The sequence below is a fragment of the Vibrio antiquarius genome (genome assembly GCF_000024825.1).
Taxonomy (GTDB): domain Bacteria; phylum Pseudomonadota; class Gammaproteobacteria; order Enterobacterales; family Vibrionaceae; genus Vibrio; species Vibrio diabolicus.
Window position 1 is genome coordinate 1,639,635 of the sequence record NC_013457.1, and the last position, 20,998, is coordinate 1,660,632.

At 44.4% G+C, this 20,998-nt stretch carries 24 protein-coding genes; 15 read left to right on the plus strand and 9 right to left on the minus strand.

Translation table 11 applies throughout. The annotated features are described in order from the left end of the window. Window positions 1-15: 15 nt before the first annotated feature. Window positions 16-900, plus strand: coding sequence for a cytochrome c oxidase subunit 3 (locus VEA_RS22190; protein WP_041853123.1), 885 nt, complete (start codon window positions 16-18; stop codon window positions 898-900). Window positions 901-913: 13 nt separating this feature from the next. Here VEA_RS22190 and VEA_RS22195 read toward each other — a convergent pair whose 3' ends face one another. Continuing rightward, complete coding sequence (locus VEA_RS22195) at window positions 914-1,150, minus strand: DUF2909 family protein (protein WP_005391169.1); 237 nt, start codon at window positions 1,148-1,150, stop codon at window positions 914-916. On the opposite strand from VEA_RS22195, the gene VEA_RS22200 reads away from it, so the two are divergent. The 4 genes from VEA_RS22200 to cyoE are packed head-to-tail and all read left to right on the plus strand — an operon-like array spanning window position 1,098 to window position 4,390. Continuing rightward, window positions 1,098-1,940 (plus strand): SURF1 family protein, encoded by an 843-nt coding sequence (locus VEA_RS22200; protein WP_081441258.1) that lies wholly within the window; start codon window positions 1,098-1,100, stop codon window positions 1,938-1,940. The two genes, VEA_RS22195 and VEA_RS22200, sit on opposite strands and share 53 nt — an antisense overlap. Further along, window positions 1,930-2,466, plus strand: a complete 537-nt coding sequence (locus VEA_RS22205) for a hypothetical protein (protein ID WP_012842467.1) — start codon at window positions 1,930-1,932, stop codon at window positions 2,464-2,466. Before VEA_RS22200 ends, VEA_RS22205 begins: the two co-directional genes overlap by 11 nt. Window positions 2,467-2,478: 12 nt before the next feature. Then, window positions 2,479-3,498, plus strand: coding sequence for a COX15/CtaA family protein (locus tag VEA_RS22210; RefSeq protein WP_006742060.1), 1,020 nt, complete (start codon window positions 2,479-2,481; stop codon window positions 3,496-3,498). Then, window positions 3,491-4,390 carry a heme o synthase gene (gene cyoE, locus VEA_RS22215; RefSeq protein WP_006742059.1) on the plus strand — a complete coding sequence of 300 codons (900 nt, stop codon included), beginning with the start codon at window positions 3,491-3,493 and terminating at the stop codon, window positions 4,388-4,390. Before VEA_RS22210 ends, cyoE begins: the two co-directional genes overlap by 8 nt. An 81-nt stretch (window positions 4,391-4,471) precedes the next feature. On the opposite strand, the gene bamJ is transcribed toward cyoE, so the two are convergent. After that, entirely contained in the window at window positions 4,472-4,945 is a 474-nt protein-coding gene (gene bamJ, locus VEA_RS22220) for a BamJ family beta-barrel-assembly machinery protein (protein ID WP_005391162.1), read from the minus strand. Between the two features lie 13 nt (window positions 4,946-4,958). Beyond that, window positions 4,959-5,591 (minus strand): thiol:disulfide interchange protein DsbA/DsbL, encoded by a 633-nt coding sequence (locus tag VEA_RS22225; RefSeq protein ID WP_006742058.1) that lies wholly within the window; start codon window positions 5,589-5,591, stop codon window positions 4,959-4,961. A gap of 278 nt (window positions 5,592-5,869) precedes the next feature. On the opposite strand from VEA_RS22225, the gene VEA_RS22230 reads away from it, so the two are divergent. Further along, complete coding sequence (locus tag VEA_RS22230; protein WP_041853166.1) at window positions 5,870-6,496, plus strand: OmpA family protein; 627 nt, start codon at window positions 5,870-5,872, stop codon at window positions 6,494-6,496. A gap of 192 nt (window positions 6,497-6,688) precedes the next feature. Here VEA_RS22230 and VEA_RS22235 read toward each other — a convergent pair whose 3' ends face one another. The 4 genes from VEA_RS22235 to VEA_RS22250 form a co-directional block, all read right to left on the minus strand. Next, complete coding sequence (locus tag VEA_RS22235) at window positions 6,689-7,048, minus strand: glutaredoxin family protein (protein WP_006742056.1); 360 nt, start codon at window positions 7,046-7,048, stop codon at window positions 6,689-6,691. Between the two features lie 111 nt (window positions 7,049-7,159). Next, a complete protein-coding gene (locus tag VEA_RS22240) occupies window positions 7,160-7,702 on the minus strand; it encodes a hypothetical protein (RefSeq protein WP_006742055.1) in 543 nt (180 codons plus the stop codon). Continuing rightward, the gene (locus tag VEA_RS22245) at window positions 7,689-8,234 is read right to left on the minus strand and encodes a YaeQ family protein (protein ID WP_005391156.1); all 546 of its coding nucleotides are present in this window, start codon (window positions 8,232-8,234) and stop codon (window positions 7,689-7,691) included. The genes VEA_RS22240 and VEA_RS22245 overlap by 14 nt, the downstream gene beginning before the upstream one ends. Before the next feature lie 91 nt (window positions 8,235-8,325). After that, entirely contained in the window at window positions 8,326-8,535 is a 210-nt protein-coding gene (locus VEA_RS22250) for a cold-shock protein (protein ID WP_005375625.1), read from the minus strand. A 365-nt stretch (window positions 8,536-8,900) separates the two neighbouring features. On the opposite strand from VEA_RS22250, the gene VEA_RS22255 reads away from it, so the two are divergent. The 9 genes from VEA_RS22255 (at window position 8,901) to VEA_RS22295 (ending at window position 18,984) form a co-directional block, all read left to right on the plus strand. Next, complete coding sequence (locus VEA_RS22255) at window positions 8,901-9,242, plus strand: alternative ribosome-rescue factor A (RefSeq protein ID WP_006742054.1); 342 nt, start codon at window positions 8,901-8,903, stop codon at window positions 9,240-9,242. A 142-nt stretch (window positions 9,243-9,384) separates the two neighbouring features. After that, window positions 9,385-10,827 carry a transporter substrate-binding domain-containing diguanylate cyclase gene (locus tag VEA_RS22260; RefSeq protein ID WP_006742053.1) on the plus strand — a complete coding sequence of 481 codons (1,443 nt, stop codon included), beginning with the start codon at window positions 9,385-9,387 and terminating at the stop codon, window positions 10,825-10,827. A gap of 117 nt (window positions 10,828-10,944) precedes the next feature. Then, on the plus strand, window positions 10,945-11,691 hold the full coding sequence (locus VEA_RS22265) for an outer membrane lipoprotein-sorting protein (protein ID WP_006742052.1): 747 nt from the start codon (window positions 10,945-10,947) through the stop codon (window positions 11,689-11,691). A 36-nt stretch (window positions 11,692-11,727) separates the two neighbouring features. After that, the gene (locus VEA_RS22270; RefSeq protein ID WP_006742051.1) at window positions 11,728-12,957 is read left to right on the plus strand and encodes an ABC transporter permease; all 1,230 of its coding nucleotides are present in this window, start codon (window positions 11,728-11,730) and stop codon (window positions 12,955-12,957) included. Further along, entirely contained in the window at window positions 12,947-14,182 is a 1,236-nt protein-coding gene (locus VEA_RS22275) for an ABC transporter permease (protein WP_006742050.1), read from the plus strand. The genes VEA_RS22270 and VEA_RS22275 overlap by 11 nt, the downstream gene beginning before the upstream one ends. Then, entirely contained in the window at window positions 14,182-14,898 is a 717-nt protein-coding gene (locus VEA_RS22280) for an ABC transporter ATP-binding protein (protein WP_005391145.1), read from the plus strand. Before VEA_RS22275 ends, VEA_RS22280 begins: the two co-directional genes overlap by 1 nt. Beyond that, window positions 14,888-16,096 carry a hypothetical protein gene (locus tag VEA_RS22285; RefSeq protein ID WP_006742049.1) on the plus strand — a complete coding sequence of 403 codons (1,209 nt, stop codon included), beginning with the start codon at window positions 14,888-14,890 and terminating at the stop codon, window positions 16,094-16,096. The genes VEA_RS22280 and VEA_RS22285 overlap by 11 nt, the downstream gene beginning before the upstream one ends. Before the next feature lie 144 nt (window positions 16,097-16,240). Beyond that, window positions 16,241-18,241: a HAMP domain-containing methyl-accepting chemotaxis protein gene (locus tag VEA_RS22290; RefSeq protein ID WP_006742048.1), complete on the plus strand. Its 2,001-nt coding sequence runs from the start codon at window positions 16,241-16,243 to the stop codon at window positions 18,239-18,241. A 263-nt stretch (window positions 18,242-18,504) separates the two neighbouring features. Continuing rightward, complete coding sequence (locus VEA_RS22295) at window positions 18,505-18,984, plus strand: Dps family protein (protein WP_006742047.1); 480 nt, start codon at window positions 18,505-18,507, stop codon at window positions 18,982-18,984. A 99-nt stretch (window positions 18,985-19,083) separates the two neighbouring features. On the opposite strand, the gene VEA_RS22300 is transcribed toward VEA_RS22295, so the two are convergent. Then, complete coding sequence (locus VEA_RS22300; RefSeq protein ID WP_006742046.1) at window positions 19,084-19,704, minus strand: HAD family hydrolase; 621 nt, start codon at window positions 19,702-19,704, stop codon at window positions 19,084-19,086. A 142-nt stretch (window positions 19,705-19,846) separates the two neighbouring features. Beyond that, window positions 19,847-20,923 (minus strand): PQQ-dependent sugar dehydrogenase, encoded by a 1,077-nt coding sequence (locus VEA_RS22305; protein ID WP_012842470.1) that lies wholly within the window; start codon window positions 20,921-20,923, stop codon window positions 19,847-19,849. Window positions 20,924-20,998: the final 75 nt, after the last annotated feature.

A 20,998-nucleotide genomic window follows, 5' to 3' on the forward strand; every position in this document is an offset into this window, starting at 1 on the left:
GTAAGGAGAGAAATGATGAGTAACAAGCCAGGAACATATTATGTTCCCGCTCAAAGTAGCTGGCCGATCATCGGTGCGTTTGCTCTATTTTTAGTTGCCGTTGGTGCAGGAATGACCGTTCAGGGGACACAAAGTGAAGGGGCTGTGGGAACCATTGGTAGCATTGTGCTAGCGGTAGGTTTTCTGTTCTTGCTTTACATGTTGGCGGGCTGGTTTAGTAATGTGATTACTGAGTCACTGAGTGGAAAGTACAGCTCGCAAATTACTCGTTCTTTTCGCCAAGGGATGAGCTGGTTCATCTTCTCTGAAGTGATGTTTTTTGGTGCCTTTTTTGGTGCGTTATTCTACGCCAGGATGATTTCTGTGCCTTGGTTAGGTGGGGCAGATAACAACTTCATGACCAACGAGGTTTTGTGGCCAACCTTCGAAGCGATGTGGCCACTCACACTGACTCCGGGTGGAGACACAACGCAAGCTATGCCGTGGCAGGGCATTCCCCTTACTAATACTATTTTGCTGTTATTGTCGTCGATTACACTTCATATGGCGCACATAAGCCTTGAAAAAGACAAAAGAACGGCACTGATTGTTTGGTTGGAAATCACCATCGTGCTTGCGGGCTTTTTCCTATATTACCAAGCGGTCGAGTATGCTCATGCTTATCAAGAAATGGGGCTCACGTTGCAATCTGGTATCTACGGAAACACCTTTTTTATGTTGACGGGTTTTCACGGTTTGCACGTTTGTCTTGGGACGATTTTCTTAATCATATTATTGCTCCGAATCGCTAAAGATCATTTTTCGTCTAACAACCATTTTGCCTTCCAAGCAGGTAGTTGGTATTGGCACTTTGTGGATGTGGTTTGGTTATGTCTGTTTGTGTTTGTGTACGTGCTGTAGGTGCATTGGGCGATTAGTAAGGACGGGGATTCGGAGCCAGCCAGCCTGAACTGAGCGCAATAAGTAGAAGGATAACTACTAAAGCGGAGAACATGACTCGACGGCCTAAGTAATGACTCATAGGTTTGTCTCTTTTTTCGGGATTATCGGGGTCTTCACGAACCATTTCGATAAGCGCTTTTGCGAGGTTGAAGATAATGAAAAGCAGCAAAAGGACAAGCGTCAGTTTGAATAGAAATACGGTGGACATAGCACCTCCGGTTTCATCGTTGTTGTTATCGAGACAATTATGGCTATCGAAACGGTTTTGGGTTGCAGTTGGTTTAACTGTGGTTGTGTTTTCTCTTTTGGTCAAACTAGGTTTTTGGCAGCTTGAGAGAGGGCAAGAAAAACAGGCTTTGGAACAAGCCATTCTTGCGCGAGCGGATAGTGCGTACCAAGCATTAGGCGAAGTTCTTGAAGAAAACGATTGGAGAGAAGGCAGCATTCTCGGGAAAAAAGTGGAAGCTAATGTTGTTCCTCAGGCGTTTCCCGTGATTTTACTGGATAACCAAACGCATCAGGGCAATGTGGGCTATTTAGCATTTCAGATTGTCTCTATGAGTGATGAATCAGGAACCTATGCATTATTAGAGCTTGGTTTTTTGGAGGGAATAGCAGATCGTTCAGTATTACCAACCGTCACAACACTCGAAGTGTCGACCTTTATCTCGGGACGTCTGTACAGAAAATCTGCTAACCCACTGAGCTCTGAATTAATGCCAGAAGTTGGCGATGCCATTCGTGTGCAGAACCTGAATATCGCGCAACTGAATCAGCTACTTAATATTGAACTTATGCCCGCAGTCTTGCAGCCAGACAATCTAAAAAATTGGCCTTACGACTTTCCTTGGAACCCATTGCCGCTCAACAGCGCCAAGCATTTCGGTTATTCGATTCAGTGGTTTTCGATGGCGGGCGTTTTCTTATTATTGACCTTAATTGTTTTTGTTCGTTGGCAAAGAAAATTGCGTCATATGGAGGTGAAGCATGACATCTAAAGTAACCAAAGGGCGGCTAATGTTGATTGCGTTGGTGTGTACGTTTGCGCTTCCTGCCGTCATCGCTAAGGTCATTCTCACCCAAGGGTGGTATCAAAGCGGTGTGACCAATAGAGGTGTGTTAGTTGAACCATACACAACGTTAGAGCTACTTGGTCAAGAGTCCCCACTCAAGGATCACAGGTGGCAACTCGCTTATGTTTTACCTAATGAGTGCACAGAACAATGCAGGCAGCAGCTTTACTTGCTTCAGCAAAGCCATGTCGCTTTAGGAAAATATCAAGAGCGTGTGGTGCCGGTGCTTTGGCAGACAGAGTTGTCCGATACCGTAGATGTATCGATGACGACAATGCAAATTAATCAATCGGTTACCGCCAAAGTGAAACCCGGACAAATATTAATCGTTGATCCTCTGGGGCAATTGGTGATGTCTTACTCGCCGCAACCGAATGAAGATTTAGTCTCGTTCAACAAAGGTATGTTGGCGGATTTACGCAAGCTCTTAAAATTGTCACGAGTTGGTTAGAAAGGGGCGTATATGAAGTTAATTCAGTTGGTTAAATTCAGTTTACTCCTAACTTTCGTGGTGATCATGTTAGGCGCATATACTCGCCTTTCTGATGCAGGGTTAGGTTGCCCTGATTGGCCCGGCTGCTATGGGCATCTTGCTGTGCCTCATCAAGAAGAAGACGTAATACGTGCCAATCTTAATTTCCCTGAACGGGCTGTCGAGCATGAGAAAGCATGGCTTGAAATGATTCATCGCTATTTTGCAGGAACGCTGGGTCTGGTCATTTTTGCTATGACAGTGATATCAACGAGATCTGAGCGCGTGAATCCTACTATTCCGATGCTTCTCAGTGTACTGGTGGTCGGGCAAGCACTTTTGGGGATGTGGACCGTGACGCTCAAATTAATGCCAGTCATCGTAATGCTTCATCTGCTTGGTGGATTTACTTTACTGGTTCTGCAGGCGATTTTTTACTGTCAGTTAAAAGCGCAAAATAATCTCTATTTCTCTCCATCTTCCAGCTCGCTGCGAGGCTTCTCATTATTGGTTTTTCTGGTTGTTTTTATGCAGGTGCTGCTAGGAGGGTGGACTTCGTCAAACTATGCCGCGCTCATGTGCACCTCACTGCCGATTTGTGAGGGAGATTGGATGAGTTATCTCTCATGGAAAGAGGCGTTTTCTTTCTGGCAAACCGGATTCGAGAATTACGAGTTTGGTATTTTGGAGTATCCGGCAAGAATGACCATACATGTTACGCATCGCCTCGGTGCGATTGTCACCGCCACTGTCGTATTGGCTTATAGCATTATGCTCATGAGGCAAGATTCCCATCATTCACAGCGCATTGGAGGATGGTTACTACTCACTTTAGCGTGTCAAATTATGTTGGGCGTAAGCAACGTCGTATTCCAACTTCCTATTTATGTCGCCGTGGCGCATAACTTGGGTGCCGCCATTATGTTGAGTCTTGTTTGTGTGAGTCAGTTTTATTTGTGGCAGGGCAAAAAAGCTTGGAGTTACACCGCGAAAGGAGTTCGCTATGAGTAAAGAAATCGCACTGTCGTTAAATGAGCGAAAGCGACTAAGTTCCGTTTATTTGAAGTTAACGAAGCCTAAAGTAGTCGCATTAATGCTGGTGACGGCCGTTGTCGGGATGAGTTTAGCGCCTGTTACTGAGTTTCCTTGGTTGCAGGCGGCGGTTGGCCTAACAGGCATTGGTTTGATGGCAGGCTCCGCGGCAGCGTTTAATCACCTGATTGACCGCCGCATTGATGCGAGAATGGCTCGCACACACAAACGTCCGTTGCCATCGGGTGAAGCTAAGCCGTTATCGGTGATAACCTTTGCGACGGCTTTAGGCGTCATAGGGTTTGTTCTTTTATATGCGCTGGTTAACCCACTGACGGCATGGCTGACTTTGATGAGTTTACTCGGCTATGCGATGGTGTACACCATGTACCTCAAACGCGCTACGCCCCAAAATATCGTAATTGCAGGTATTGCGGGTGCGATGCCGCCTCTTCTCGGTTGGACTGCCGTAACAGGGCAGTTGCATGCGAATGCTTGGCTGCTTGTGATGATCATTTTTATCTGGACGCCACCACACTTTTGGGCACTCGCAATTCATCGCGTAGAGGACTATCGTAAGGTGGATATTCCAATGTTGCCAGTGACACATGGTATCGAGTACACCAAAACTTCCATTCTGTTGTATACAGTATTGTTGACGTTGGTTTGTGTGCTGCCGGTGTTGGTTGGAATGGTCGGCGTAGTTTATCTTTTTGCCTCGTTACTACTTAACGCTGGCTTTATGTACCATGCATGGAAGCTAAAATACGCGCCAGAGCCCAATACCGCGATGGAGGCGTTTAAATTTTCTATCTATCACCTTTTTGCGTTGTTCATTGCATTGCTTTCGGATCACTATATTGGTTTGTAGCCTCTCTTTAAACAGAAAACGCCGCGTGGTTCGCGGCGTTTTTTGTTTTGATACTTTGGCTTTAATGCAAAGTTTCTAGAGTTATTGAATCTCTAACAATTCAACATCAAAGATCAAAACACTTGCTGGTGGAATTGGGCCTGAGCCACTTTTGCCATAACCGAGCGTGCTTGGTACGAAAAGGCGGATTTTTTCACCTTCGACCATGTATTGTAGGCCTTCTTGCCAGCCCTTAATGACTTGGTTAAGACCAAACGAAATTGGCTCACCGCGATTAACGGAGCTATCAAACACAGTGCCATCAATCAACGTGCCGTGGTAGTGCACTTTGACTTTGCTTGTCGCGGTTGGGTGAACCTCACCTTCGCCTTTTTCAAGAACAATATATTGAAGACCACTTTCTGTTGTAATGACGCCTTCTTTCTTTGCATTCTCGAGCAAGAATGCTTGGCCTTTCGCAAAGTTTTCATCCGCTACTTTATGGTTTGTCCAAGTACGGTAAATGAAAAAGCCCGCCAGAATGAAAATAATGAGAGGGAACAAAAATTTAGACACGTAAGCTCCTTGTCTATTTAGGTTGTTTTAGCAAATAGTTAATGGTTTCTGCCATGGCTTCGACGCTGTCATGACCACCAGTAATGACTTGGTATTTTCCATTAACGATAAAGGCTGGAACGGAGTTAATTTGGCCGCGAGTTGTGATCGCTTCTGCCTTAGTGATGTACTCAAACAGCGTTTTTTGCTGTGCTTCATCTAAATGGTAAGGGCTGATAAGGTTGCGAGACTCAAAGGCTTTCTCTACGGCGATTTGACGTTCCTCAGCAGTCGTATCAGAACCCATTTGTACGGCAGCAAAAAGATCTGCCATAAATGCTTTGTCAGGTGTCGACTCTAGCTGCATGACTGCAGTGTAGAAGATGATGGCGCTTACTTGTGCACTTTCATTGAAAGTTACATGCATTTTTTCAACGCTTTGCTCAGTTAGCGATTCGATTTGAGGGACAAACTCTTCCATTGAACGGCAGTGGCCGCAAGTTAGGGCAAAAGCTTCTGTCAATGGCGCCAAATCATATTCTTGAAGAGATACAGGCAAAACTTCGTATTGTTTGCCTTGCTGAGGCTGAGTGTTGCCGCTATCGCATGCCGACAAAGCCATCATGGCGGCAATCACAGCAAAGCCTTTCGATATGGTTTTTAACATAATAATGCTCTAAGTAAGAAATTTGCGTTAGTTTATCGGTTAACGATAGTGACTAAAACCATTAAGTAACAATAAAGTGAGACGATTGGTAACAGACTTTTCCTGATGTGTAGGCTGCAGGGGGGTATTTGGGCATCGCTTTTTATTTGAGAGATACTTGATATTGATTCCAGTGGCATGAACGCTGCATATACAAACCAATCGGTGGATAAAAGCGCTAAAGATTTGGCGTGTTTTGTCGACACAATGGACAAGAGTTTTTCTACGTTGGTAATGGTATGAAGCAGTGGTTTTTAATTGTTTGCGGCATTCTGACTGGGTGCAGTAGCCTTGATCAAGACATGGTTCCTGGCGGGAACATTTTAGATACAGCTCCTAAAACAAACACCGAGCTGAGACATCCTGAGTGGGGCTATCCGAGCGCCTCCAGTGTGGCTTCTTCACCTCGCACGTATCAGACTGAGAGGGCATCAGTAAAAAAGTCGCAAAATGTGACCTCTCTGGAAATGTTTCTGAACAGGCACAATATTCCTCATGAGACACTCAGTGGCGGTCACTTAATGATACGTTTGAAAGAGCAAGTGCATTTTCAAACTGGCTCTGCTCAGTTATCAGCGCAATCTCAAGACTGGATTCGAAACATTGGTCACTATCTAGCAGGAAGAACGGATGTGGATGTCGTGATCGATGGCCATGCCGATAGCACAGGAGCTGCCAGCTTTAATGACACGTTGTCAGAAAAGCGAGCTCGTGAAGTGGAAAAGCAACTACTGGCGACGAGTATTCCTCGTCAACGCGTGTTTTCTAGAGGTTTTGGCGAGTATGTGCCGCAGTGCAGTAATTCGACAGCCAATGGCAAAGCTTGTAATCGACGCGTAGAGCTAACGCTGATCGTTGATGAGTAAGGCGATGGTTGGTCGATAAACTACGTCGTGTTGTTTTCACTGAGCCCTTATGTGTTTACTGGCGTTTCCGTCTGGGAATGAGCAAGAAGAGTGAACCCAAAGGCTAGGCATAGCAACGAGCAGCTAGACTGAATAGAAAAGAGGCACCTGTATGGTGCCTCTTTTACATCCGCCAATGTTCATAGGGGGAACTTAGGCAAATTCTTTTTCAACGTAAGCGACGATGTCAGATGACTCGTATAGCCACTGTGTTTCGCCATTTTTTTCGATACGCAGGCAAGGGACTTTAATTCGTCCACCACCTTGCTCTAGTTCAGCTCGATGAGTCGGGTTATTTTTTGCATCACGTAGCTCAATGTTCACTGACTGACGCTTCATTGCACGGCGGACTTTTACGCAAAAAGGGCAAGCTTCAAATTGGTAAAGTGCGTATTGCTTTGCTTTTTCATCAATACGTTGTTGTTCTTCTGCACTGCGTTTAATACCACGAGGTGAGAACACGGCGTTCAGCAATAAGATAACCTTGCCTAAAATCCAACGGATAAACTTCATAATGATCCCTTGATGTTCATTGGGTAATTGTCCTTTAAAAATGCAATCATGATGCTTGTTGCATTGAGCGTGAAGTCTATCAGTTGTTTGAAATGGATAAAACCATGTATTTTATGCGGAAAATAAGCGTTTTAACTTGCCCCAAAAGCCGCTAGTCGAAGCTGGACTGGCTTCTCTACCTAGATAAAAGCTTTGCATCAGTTCGGTTCTGAATGCATCAACATCCATGCATTTTACAACAAGCTCGTGTTGCAATGTATTCTGAGTTTGCTCGGCATGATCGTGCGCCAAGCTAAAGTCCATATTCAAATAGCCTTGAGTATAAAGCCAAAGGTGGGTTATCAAGATAAGGTCTTCTGCGGACTGGTTAGTGAACTTATCCGCGTGCTCATCACCCAAGGAGTCAGTCAGCACTTGCTGCATTTGCTGGGCAGAATGCGCATGTTGCTCATAGTTAGCGCTGGCTTCAATATGCGACTTAGTCAAAAGACCAAGCAGGTGAAGAGTAGGCGCCGTGGCGGGTTTGTTCTCACAAACTTTTGTAAACAGTTGTGACTGTTCTTTTAACCAACGTCGCTTTGCCGCTTTATGTTCTTTAACGAAGGGAATTTCTTTGAATCCCATCTCTTGACTCAGTTCACTAAGAGACGTCATGGCTTTTTAGTTCCTTCACCGTTACTTCGACGTGTTGATCGTTGATATCAACAAAAATAGAGCTGCCGGTAATCATAACAGAAAGGCTAGTGCCTCGGTCAAGGTGCTGACAAATCAAGTCGATAGCGTCGTAGTCAAAGCTTTCTACGTTGACGGGAAGCATTGAGAACTTTCCTGACATTTTATCCCACCATACCGTCGCTTTAGTGTTATAAGTGTAGACTTTCACGTGTTTTGCTAGGCGAGAGGCTTTCTTGATTCTTTCTGGTTCTGGTTCGCCAATTTCAATCCAGTGAGTAATGCTTTGATCATCGCCAACATGCCATAAATCAGGCTCTTCAATTGTAGAAAGCCCTTTCGTAAACTCTAAATTACTTTGAGCGTTTAAGCAGTAAGCTAAAACACGAGCCAGCATTCGTTGAGGTTTTTCTGAAGGGTGAAGGGCGATAGTTAGATTTTTAGAATCGTAATAGTCGTTATTCATATCGGAAATGGCGATACGAAATTTATAAATAGTCGGTTTAAGAGCCATGGATTTATATCGTTTTTGTTGGCAAAAATAAGTTATAGACAAAAAAATAGCCAGCTTTAAAAGCTGGCTATCGTATCAAATTCTTTAAGAATTAAAGTACTTTGATTTGCTCTGCTTGAGGGCCTTTTTGACCTTGAGAGATAACAAATTCTACTTTCTGGCCTTCAACTAGAGTACGGAAGCCGTCACCAGTGATTGCAGAGAAGTGAGCAAATACGTCAGGACCGTTTTCTTGTTGAATGAAACCGAAGCCTTTAGTTTCGTTGAACCACTTAACTGTGCCAGTAGCTGTGTTAGACATGTCTATTTCCTAAATATCTAAATAATGTAATCTTTCGCCTCAACGGCGCTTATAGCGTGGAAAAATAAATTGCTATTGCGTACCACAGGACGACGGGTTACAAGTAATCCAACGAAATGTGAAAACAAAGAACTTTCTTTCTAGCCGTGTTTGAGTCTAGGTTAATTCCACGAAGAGTCAACATATATTAGTGCTTTATGGACAAATATTTGTATTTAGTCACTATTTAACCAGCATGTTTTTGATTAAATTTCAAATAAATGACGGTGATGTGAAGTTTTTCAGCATAAAATTCAACTAAATCTATAAATTTGACTTATTTATATAATTATTGTCCAATCTGGTTCGACCATTAAGGAGGATTTATGGCAAAACCTAAAACCAGTCCTCAGCCGAATGAGTTACAACACGAGACCGATTTCGGCAGAGGTGAAATCAAGGACAATGCGTTAAAAGCGGTTGTCACCAGTCAATTGTTCAGAACACGAGTCGTAAAAGCGAAAAAAGGTAAAGGCAGCTTCAGTCGGAAAATGAAGCATAGAGGCAAAGAGCCCTATTCAAAGTTCTCCCCGATGTGGATTTTGAATAGGGCTTTTTTATTGATGCTGCTTTTTATCAACCTATTCAAATTCAATGGTTTAGTGTTAGTTAAATCACTCTTATCTCACCTTATACTGGCTAGCTTTCTTCTTAAAACTAGACGCTGAAAAGTACCAAATAAGTACTAAAACCTACTAAGTTAGATTCATATCAATAGGAGCCACTTCCTGTCCGACACCGCTCTGCTATATCTTTAGATCAGACAAAACAGCCGAGATTATGGTTTAAAAAGACTGGTGAGAAGTAGGTATGTCATCGACGAGTTATGGTACTTATGGTTGCAAGTGTACAAAAGCGTGTGCTTCTTTGTTACTACTATGGCTGTCTATTTGCCCGATGACGTATGCGCACAAGTCAGAGTCTCATTCTTTAATAGTTGCTAACTCCAAAGCTTGGAAGCCATTCTCTTACCTTAGCCCAGACGGTGAACCCAAAGGCATTTTGATCGACTTCTGGAAAGCGTATGCGGCGGACAACCAAATTGATGTTCAGTTTCTGCTTCTTGATTGGGAGGCTTCTTTACAGGCCGTAAAAGAGGGGCGTGCTGACTTTCACGCGGGATTAGTTTACTCATCGGAAAGAGCCGATTACTTGGATTTTGGCGCAGTTATCATGCCCATTCAAACCAAATTATATGTCAATCAAGACGTGCTTTCGATTGATGTCAAAAGTGTTTTAGCTGGTGAAATGACGTTGCCAATTGGTGTCGTTAAAGGAAGTTACGAGTCTGAGTTTATTAAGACGAATTATCCTAATGCGCCTATTGCAGAGTACATTAATAACGACACGATGATACAGGCCGCTGTCGCTAAGAAGGTGCTGTATTTTGTCGCGGACCTTCAAGTTGCTAACTTTTATATGGCAACTATGCCGGGAGCAGGCATGTTTGTTCCTGTAATAAATTTATATAGTAAGGACCTTCGGATTGCAGCAGGGTTGCATAGTTCTTCTTCCATTTTGGATGTCTCTCGAGCGTTTGAAAAAGTTATCGATACAGATCGAGAAAGAATCCTCAATCGGTGGAGTGTGGTGAAAACGGTCTATCCTCTTTATCTCCTACCTATTGCGATTTTCGTTATGGCGGTCGCGACGCTGTATCATATCTTCGCACTCAAACGCATGGTTGCGCTGCGCACAAGACAATTGACGATTGCTAACCAGCAATTGCTGGAGATGACGTTAACGGATTCCCTAACAAAACTCTACAACCGTAGACACTTGATTGAACAATTGGCGCTCTTGAATCACTTGCAGCGAAGCTTGACGGTAATGGTATTTGATATTGATGATTTTAAATCAATTAATGACCAATACGGTCATCTTGTCGGAGATAGAGCGATAGTGGCCGTGGCTGAAACAGCAAAATCAATGACTGATGAACGTATGACATTGGCGAGAATTGGCGGAGAAGAGTTCGCACTCGTGACGGCATCGCTCTCTGAGCGAGAAGCGCGCAACTTTGCTCAAATGCTCTGCAAAGCCGTGTACGAACAACCTATTATCCTTGGTGGGCAAGCGATTCATTTGAGCATTAGCTTAGGCTGCGCATACTACCCTGAATTTACTCATATCGTGAATTTACAAGACGCTGATCAACTGATGTATCAAGGTAAGTCTGAAGGTAAAAATCGCGCGGTGTTTCAAGTCATAACAGACAGCCAGTTTCAACCTGAGCTTCGTCAAGTCCCTTAGCATTTTTGAGTCACCAATCGCTATTTCTAAATCCTCACTTGCTATACTCAATTGAATTTAAAATTATTATACCCGTTTCGATTCAAATTCTAGGTCGTGTCGGTACAAAGGGAAGGTATGTATAAAACGTTTTGTGTTCTCGCTTGTGTACTTCTCTCTTCTTTTTCTTACGCTGAGAGCGCTTTCGATATAGTCCAAAAGTCTGATCAAGCGATGCGCGGAAAATCCAGTTATAGCGAAGCCACCATGAAAATTGTTCGCCCTGACTGGTCACGTTCAATGACCATGAAGAGTTGGACGAAAGGTACGGAATTATCTTTGGTCTTGGTGACTGCTCCGGCGAAAGATAAAGGTAGCGCCTCGTTAAAACGTCATAGAGAAATGTGGAATTGGGTGCCGAGTATCGAGCGAGTGATTAAAATTGCGCCATCCATGCTCAGTCAGTCTTGGATGGGATCAGACTTCACGAATGATGATTTAATTAACCAATCTTCTATTGTTGTCGATTATCAACATCAACTGCTTCAAAGTGAAACCTTTGATGGTGACAAAGTTTGGGTAGTTGATGCACTTGCCAAGCCTGACGCCCCAGTGGTTTGGAGCAAAGTCAGACTGTGGATCTCTCAAACGAGCTTTTTACAGCGCAAAGTCGAGTTTTACGATGAATTTGATGAACTGGTAAATGTTTTGACGACTTACGATGTGAAAACGTTGGGTGGGCGAGACGTTGCGACTCGCATGGAGATGCAACCGATAGATAAACCAGGAAATAAAACGGTTTTGATTACGCACGAAGCGCAATTTGATTTTGATATCGATGATGACTTTTTCTCCCAGCAGCAAATGAAGGCTCTGCGAGATTAGGGTGGATTTTGGTTTTAGATAAGAGGTGAGAATCGGATGCTCATCAAGCTCGCATGGCGAAATCTATGGCGGCAAAAACGGCGGACATTGTTAACCGCTTCTGCGTTAGCTCTTGTTCTGTTTCTCTCCTTACTGACTCGAGCGTTCCAAGAAGGAAGTTACTCCTCAAATATTAAAAACGCTGCGAAGTTCTATACGGGATTAATTCAGCTACAACATCCCGATTTTGGGGACTCCTCTAGCATTGATGATGTCCTTCCACAAACGCCTACGTTCATTGCATCTGCCAAAAATAATCCTGATATCGACATCGTTCTGCCGAGAATTGAGTCATTTGCGCTTGCCGCCAAAGACGAACGATCCAAAGGCGTGATGGTGCTCGGCGTTGAGCCTGACGCTGAAGATAGCTACTCCAGCATTAGTGACAAAATCGTACAAGGGCGCTTTATTGCATCTGGACAAAACTCGGTGCTTGTTGGTGAGGGTTTGGCAAACTACCTTCATTTGAACGTTGGTGATGAACTGGTGTTGTATGGTTCGGGTTATCGTGGTCAAACGGCGGCTGGACTGTATCAGGTGTCCGGTATTTTGCACTTTCCTTTGCAGCAGTTAGATTCTCAGTTGGTCTACATGCCTCTTGATACCGCACAAGCGTTGTATTCGCTTGATAACCAAGTCACTGCATGGGTCCTTAACACTCAAAGTTTACGCGTGTTGCCTGACATTGTTAAACAACTAAAGCGCCAGTATGGGAATGGCGTCGCAGTAAAAAGCTGGCAGGAGCTGTCGCCAGAACTTTCTCAACAGATAGCCTTGGACAAAGCGGGTGGGATCTTTTTGATCTATATCTTGTACGGCATTGTTGGTTTTGGCCTGTTTGCCACGATTTTGATGATGACGTTAGAGCGCCAGCGTGAATTTGCGGTGATGCTCGCGACGGGTATGTTGCGCAGCAAGCTTATGGGGCTCGTCGCCATTGAATCGATGTTTATCTCCGTTATTGGTCTTGTGCTCGGTGTCTTGATCAGCGCGCCTGTGCTTGCGTATTTCTATATCAATCCGATTGAGATTACTGGCGATGCTGCACAAGTGATGCTGGAGAGTGGCTTTGAACCAATCGTACCCGTTTCGCTAGACCCTTATTTGTTAATGGATCAAATTCTTGTCGTTCTCGTTATTTTATCGTTATGTCTGATGTATCCGATGGCTAGACTTCTTCGCTTGCCCATTGCTAGTGGGCTAAAAGGAGGCGCGCATGTTGATTAAATTGGCGTGGCGTAATTTATGGCGGAACAAGCTCAGAACTTCCATTATGCTGGGAGCGATGGTGTTCGGCTTAATGGGCGTTGTTGCCATGATTGGATTCATGAACGGTTTGGTCGACAGCATGATCAAAAACGCGATTGCGTGGCAAACCAGTCATCTACAAGTGCATCAGAAATCCTACCTTAATAATCCTGACCTTAGTGACACAATAACGAATTATCAAACGATAACGGCCGCTTTGGCTGCACATCAAGATGTTAAAGCGGTATCGGCGCGATTTCTTGCTGATGGCATGATTGCTTCTGCGCGTAGTACGAGAGGCGTTCGGATCAATGGCATCAATGTTGAACAAGAGCAAAGTATCACACCGCTTAAAAGCCATGTGATAGACGGAGAATGGTTAAACGAAGTGGGAAGAAACCCCATTCTTGTTTCGCAAAAAACCGCAAATCGGTTGAAGCTGCGTGTTGGATCGAAAGTGGTTTTAACATTATCTGACATCAAGGGTGATGTATCTGGCGCAGCTTTTCGCGTTCGAGGTATTTTTAAAACGCCATCCACCACGTTTGATGACGGTAATGTCTACGTCCGTAAAGTCGATCTCGAAACAATCGCAGGCTTGTCGGGTGCGCATGAAATTGGTGTTTTGTTGAACTCCAACGAGACTGAACAGCTAGAAAGTGCAGAGGCATTTACGTTATCAATATTGCCACAAGCCAATCGTGAACAATTGGTCGTGAGAAAATGGCAAGAAATACAGCCTTTACTCGCAACAATGATGAGCTCAATGGATATCTCTAACCAAATTATGTTGGTCGTTTTCGTACTTGCCATGACTCTGGGAATCATCAACATCATGCTGATGTCAGTTTTTGAAAGAACGAGAGAGTTTGGGGTGTTAATGGCGGTTGGCATGCAGCAGCATAAAATTCGCACACTGATTATTTTGGAAACGCTATTCCTTGGTTTAAGTGGTTGCGCGCTAGGGTTATTAGGAAGCGCAGTCATGTTGAAAATACTGAGTATTACTGGCTTATCGCTTGGCGCACTTGCGGATGGATTAGGTGCTTATGGCGTCGATACCTTGCTTTATCCAAGAGTGTCGTTTTATGAATATCAATTGATTATTGTGGCTATTTTTGTCGCGAGCTTATTTGCGGCTTTGTATCCAGCAAGGCAAATTCTCAAGCATCGACCTGCGGATGCCATGGCGGAGAAAACGTAATGACGATTAAATTGGAAGGCTTATCCAAGACGTACAACCCAAAGAGTGACTTCCCGGTACATGCGGTTCAGAGCGTAGATTTGGAGATAAAGCAAGGTGAGTTTGTCGCTATTATGGGACCTTCTGGTTCAGGGAAAACGACGCTACTAAACATGTTGGGCGGGATTGATTCGCCTACATCAGGACGCGTGGAAATTGATGGATGCTTAATCTCTGATATGTCAGAAAAAGAGTTGATCGCTTATCGGCGCGATAACATTGGCTTTATCTTCCAAGATTATAGCCTGCTCCCCGTACTGACAGCTCTTGAAAACGTCGAGTTTGTTATGCAATTGCAAGGGAAAACAGAAAGGGAATGTCGTGAACGCGCCAGCGCGCTATTGCAACAGGTTGGATTATCACAGCAGATGCATAAACGTCCGAGTAAAATGTCTGGAGGCCAACAACAGAGAGTTGCGGTTGCAAGAGCATTGGCACCAAAACCAAGGTTTGTAATGGCAGATGAGCCTACCGCCAACTTAGATGCAAAAAGTACAGCCGAGCTGCTTGATATCATGGAACAACTCAGTGAAAAAGAAGGCACGACATTTATCTTTTCTACCCATGATCCTAGAGTTATTAAGCGCGCACATCGAATCATAGTATTTGAGGACGGGCGTTTGGCACGAGATTTTGCCAACATTGATAACACCATAGAGAAGAGCCATGCGTGGTAGAGTAGAAGGCGTAAGCTTACTATCCAAGTTATTGCGGCTTTTTTTTGCGTTAAGTCCTGCGGTAATTTGCATTAAAACTAATGCCAGCATACCGGGTTTGGAGCCTGAAAAAGCATGGGATATCAATGGCTATGTGAAATACATGGCGACCTATAGTATGCCTGACGAGCAGGATAATACCCTTGACCATCTACTCCATAACCGGACTAACGTTGAATATCGCTTTTCTCCTGAATGGCGAATAAATCTTGGTATCAGGAATAGAGCATTGTGGGGCGATGCGCTTGAGATTCCTCAATATGCGGAACTCGTGGCGCTTGATAATGGGTATTTTGATCTAAGCAAAAACTGGCGAGAAGATAATGTAATCCTCAATACCCAACTGGATCGACTCTACGTCTCTTGGAGTGACCAAGATTGGGGTGCAAGGTTAGGGCGGTTCCGGGTCAACTGGTCAATGAACACCATTTGGAACCCAAACGACATCTACAACGCCTATTCTATTTACGACTTTGATTACGAAGAGCGGGCGGGCACCGACGCTGTCATGGTGAGTAAAAAACTTGGGTTTGCCGATGGGTTAGATCTCGTTTTCTCTCCGTCAAAGCAATCTAAAGAAAACAGCACGTCACTGCGATATTTCTCCAACGTTTCTGGTTGGGACTATCAAATCATTGCGGGTCGATCTCGGCAAGACTATGTTCTTGGAGCAGGGTTTGCGACGGATATCTATCAAGCCGGGTTTCGAGGCGAGTTAAGCTGGTTTGATCCTATTGATACAAAGCATCAAGGTCAGCCTACTGAGGATACGACAGTCGCTAGTTTGGAATCAGACTACAGTTTTGGTGGTGTGCGTAACTGGATAGTGAGAGGTGCTTGGTTGTTTATTTCTGAACCAAAGCCAGCGAGCAGCGCATTAACTTACCTAAACCTCCCTCTCTCTGCGAAAACCTTGAGCTTCACGGAGCATACTGTTTATGCCGATGCTAGCTTCGACTTAACGGCGCTCAACCGCGTCACCTTATCGGCTAGTTACTATGATGATGGCTCTTACTTTGCTGGATTATCCAGCAGCTATTCACTCAGTGATAATTGGCAACTGCTAACTGTAGTTCAACATTTTAACGGTACGGACGGCAGCTTATTTGGAGAAACACCTGCAACTTTGGTGTTTGCTAATATCCGGTATAGTTACTAGAGACGCCTTTCATTTAGCTGCTATCCCTAAATAATGTAATCAATCACAAATAATGCCTTGTTCTGAAGTTGTTTTTGATACAAGCATTTAACATTTTTGTAAACATCGTTATATTTAAGGCTCATCGTTGTCAGGAGTTTATGGATGAACCTTACGATATCAGGGAAGTTGCAGCTCAGTTTTGTGCTGCTAGCCGTACTTTTTATGGCATCAGCGGTATTCACGTATCGCAACGTCACCACCGTAGAGCAATACGCCTCTTCGCTACTTAAATCCGATTTACCGACCGTAGACACTAGTCGCGGTATCCAACAGTCCGTTCAAGCGTCGCTGTCCTCTATTCGAGCCTACATGTTGCTAGGTGGCGATGAAGAGGCGAGCGCACGTCTAAGTGAGGACGTACGCAATATCATGGCATCTACAGACGAGTCGCTTCCGACGTTGCAGGCTTTGATCTCTGAACAGGATTTTCAAGAAATTCAAAGCCAGTGGGATGCGGTAAAAGTCTCTCTAAACAAGCTGATTGAACTTAGCCACAGTGATGAGAACTTACCCGCGCACAACCTCTTTATTAACGAAGCGGCACCCATTGCAGAAGTGGCACTTGATCAGCTTCAAAGCTTAATCAATGAAGAGTCAGGAAACCCATTTGGTGGAGACAGAAAGCGTCTGTTTAAAGTCTACGCCGACAGCTATACCTCGCTAGCCAATGCTCTGTCCGCCTTGCGAGATTTCCTGTTGTACGGGCAGCAAGACCATCTAGACAAATACCACGATTTGATTAAGTACCACAATCAGTCTGTGGCGGAAATCGACAGCAAACTCGACAGACTGACTGATAACGACCAATCACTGTGGTCACTGTTTAAAGAAATGCAGCAACTGTACTTTCCTTTAGCAGAGCAGGTGATTGCATTACGTCAGTCACCAGAATGGAACGAATCAAACTTGCTGATGGCGAACGAACTGTTGCCTGCAGCAGATGCACTAGACCAAAGCTTAGAGACGATCGTATTGGCTCAACAAAGTCGTGCTGATCAAAGCGGGCAGGGTATCAATCAGTCGATCAAGAACGTACTCACCACCATGTTGATCGCTGCGGCATTGGTTTTGTTTGCCGCGATAGCGATTTCAAAATACATGGGCAATACCATTGGTCGCCGAGTGAAAAACTTATCGGAGCGAGCCAAGACGATCGCTTCAGGGGACGTTTCTCAGCCTCCGCTCACTGTTGTTGGGAAAGATGAATTGGCAGACCTTACCGATTCGATTAACCGCATGAACCAATCGTTAGCGAGCATCGTGGCAGGGGTGAGTGAAAAAGCGCACCAAGTGGATACCAGTATGGGGGCTTTGTTGGAATCGGCGCAAGTCACCTCATCGAATGTTGAACAGCAACAGACCAGCATTGTTGAAATGGGAAGCCAATTGGATGAAATCGCTTTAGCCGCGCGTAACACTCTAGATCAAGCCAACCAATCGGTGCAGAAACTTTCTGACTCAAAAGGCGAGATTGAACAAGGTCGCGATGCTTTAGAGCAAAACAAAGTCACCATGGAAAGCTTGCATGGCAGCATTGAAACCGCGAGTGCGCAAGTGACGCAGTTAAGCAAAGAGAGCGAAGCCATTGGCCGAGTTACGGAAGTGATTGAAGGCTTGGCAGAGCAAACTAACTTACTGGCATTGAATGCGGCGATAGAAGCAGCGCGTGCAGGTGATCAAGGTAGAGGCTTTGCGGTTGTGGCGGACGAAGTACGGATGTTAGCGACTCGCACTACTCAATCGACGACAGAAATCAACGGCATCATCAATGCGATTCAACGTTCGACTAATTCAGTGGTTGAGGAAATTGAACACAGCCAATCACTTGCAGAGCAGGGCGCAGAGCACATTGAAAAAGCGGTCACTCGTTTGCTCGCTACTACTGAGCAAATCGGTTCTTTGAATGAGCAAATGGCAGAACTTGCGGCAGCGGCAGAGCAGCAATCGCATGCGACCAATTCGATCACTGGATTGATGTCTGATATTACACAATCAGTGGACGAAGTTTCGAATAACAGCCAACGTGCATCAGAGACGTCATTGCAAGTAAAAGAACAAGTTACCGAGCTGAATCAACAGATGGCAACTTTCAAGACCGCATAAACTTTATCTAGAAAAGCAAAAGCCCAGTACCTTGCAATAAGATACTGGGCTTTTTGTTGGATGATACGCCGGTATTCGTCTACTTGCTCATTGGATTTGGCTATTTAAATCATAGCTAAAACCAAATTTTCTTCACCGAGCCGGAGTCGTAATATGACTCCATCGGCAGCAAATACTGCAAAAGAATTTTTAAACTTTATACCAATCCCAGTAAGAGAATCGTTTGTTACTACGATTGGTATCATCCTTCTAGGAGCAAGATTATGAACAAACAAGTAAGCCTAATTGGTCTAGACAGCGAACAATCAGCACAACTAGCTCAACAGCTTAACCAACTACTAGCGCATTACCAAGTGTTGTACATGAACTCACGCGGTTACCACTGGAACATCAAAGGTGCGCAATTCTTCGAACTGCACGTAAAATTTGAAGAGATCTACACTGATCTGCAAACAAAAATCGATGAGCTTGCAGAGCGTATTCTAACTTTGGGTCATACGCCAGCGCACGCATTCAGCAACTACTTGGAAGCAAGTGAAATTAAAGAACATCAAAACGCGACTTCTGGTGAGGAGTGTATACAAGGTCTGGTTCAAGGCTTTAGCGTTCTACTTCTAAAACAGCGTGAGATTCTACAAAACGCGGGTGAAGCAGGGGATGAAGGTACCGCGGCATTGATGGGTGACTACATCCGTGAGCAAGAAAAATTAATGTGGATGCTTAACGCTTACCTACAAGGCTAAGCGACGCATCACCCAAGCACTAACTTGGGGGCGCATAAATAAATCGGGAATAAGTCAAAGGAGCACGCGAGTGCTCCTTTTGTTTATGAAAGTACCTAGTTAGTCGTGAATGTGCTTAAAAGACTGAAAATGTTTGAGTAAATCGGTCAGTTCTTTTACAGCAAGAGAGGCGGAGTCGTGGAATTGTGCAGTCGTATTGTGGTGAACAAGGCAGGATGGCATTTGGGCGTTGTATGCGGCTTGTAGGTCATAAAGGAAATCGCCCACATAAAGTACTTCATCTGGCATTAATCGCCACTCTTTGGCTAGGACTTGGAGTGATAAAGGATCAGGTTTTGCTGGATAGCATTCACGAGTGAGGACATGTTCAACATTGATTCGGTTATGTTCTAACTTACGCTGCGTAGCGATCAAACAGTTGCGCGTTACTATCGCTGTTTTAACTTTATGCTGATGTAAGTATGCCAAAAGCTCGTGGCAACCCAGCATCGGAGATGACTGCTCAGCATCAGAAATTTCATGATCAAAGATGACATTATGGGCATGCTCTCTCTGATGTGGATGGTCAAGCTTATCAACAAAATTCAATAAATCTTCGTTTTGTGGACAGCCTAGTTGCTGACGAAGATCTTTAAAGTTCATATCGGAGCTGACGAGTGTATTGTCTAAGTCGAAAATAACGGCTTTGACTCTTTCAAGTTTTAATGGAAAAGGAACCATGATGACCTCGTACGACTTAAACCAAGCTATCTTTCTAAAAACAAAAGGTTATTGTTAATTTTAGATTCAAACGTGTTACTTGTACGAAAATAAATCACTGATACGTCACAAATTAAATAGTCTCAATAATGTTGGTGTTTGATTACTTCTCTTCAAGACGGAAAATTTTGCCTGTATCTGTTGAAAAATAGACATAGCCATCCGGACTGATGGTGATATCTCTGACTCGCTCGCCAAGATTCTCCATCAATCTTTTTGATTCGGTGAGCTTGCCATTCTCAATAGAAACCACGTTGATGTGCGCCAGCTTCAAGGCACCGGCGAGGATTTTTCCATCCAACTCTGGGTACTTATCACCACGATACACCACCATATTGCTTGGCGCGATAGACGGAATATAAACCAACTTTGGGTCTTCCATATTCGGTAAGCTTTTCGCTTCTCCAACGTCTAACGGTCCCCAATACTCTTTACCCTGAGAGACCTTTGCCCAGCCGTAGTTTGCTCCTTTCCTAATCAGGTTGATTTCATCACCACCACGAGGGCCATGTTCAATCGACCAAAGCTGTTTTGTTGCTTTGTCGTAAAACATGCCTTGTGGGTTACGGTGCCCGTAACTCCATATTTCAGGGCGAGCCTCAGAAGTCTTGAATGGATTATCTTGTGGTACCGAGCCATCAAGGTTGAGGCGAAGAATAGTGCCTGCATGGGTTTGAGTGTCTTGCCCATTATTACGTTCGCCACGGTCCCCAATTGAGAAGTAAACCTTGTCATCGACAAACGCAATACGGCTGCCGTAATGACGGCTGGTGTCCGTGATTGCGTCGGCGACAAAGACGTCTTTCCAATCCACAAGTTGATTGTTTTTCAATTGTGCGGTCGCTAAGGCCACAGTATTTCCTTTATCGGTACGTTTGCTGTAAGTAAAGAAAAGTTGTGGATTTTGTGGGGCGGTATTCGGCACTAGAGCTACATCTAATAAACCAGCTTGCCCACTGGTGTTCACATTCGGTACTTTGAAGAGGGTTTGCTGTTTTCCCGAAGCAATATTAAGTAATGAAACGGTGCCGTTTTTTTCATTCACGATCATTTGTTGCTTATCGAGAAATTCAATTCCCCATGGGATTTGAAACCCATTGGCAACCTCATTGGCACGATATTCCGCAGCATCAATAGAAAAAGCTAGGCAAGCGAGTAGGGTCGCAGTGATAGTTCTCATGGTTCCTTCCAATATGAATCCAAGATACTTAAAAACTAACACTAAAAGAGGACGTTTGGCAGGGTATGCGAACAT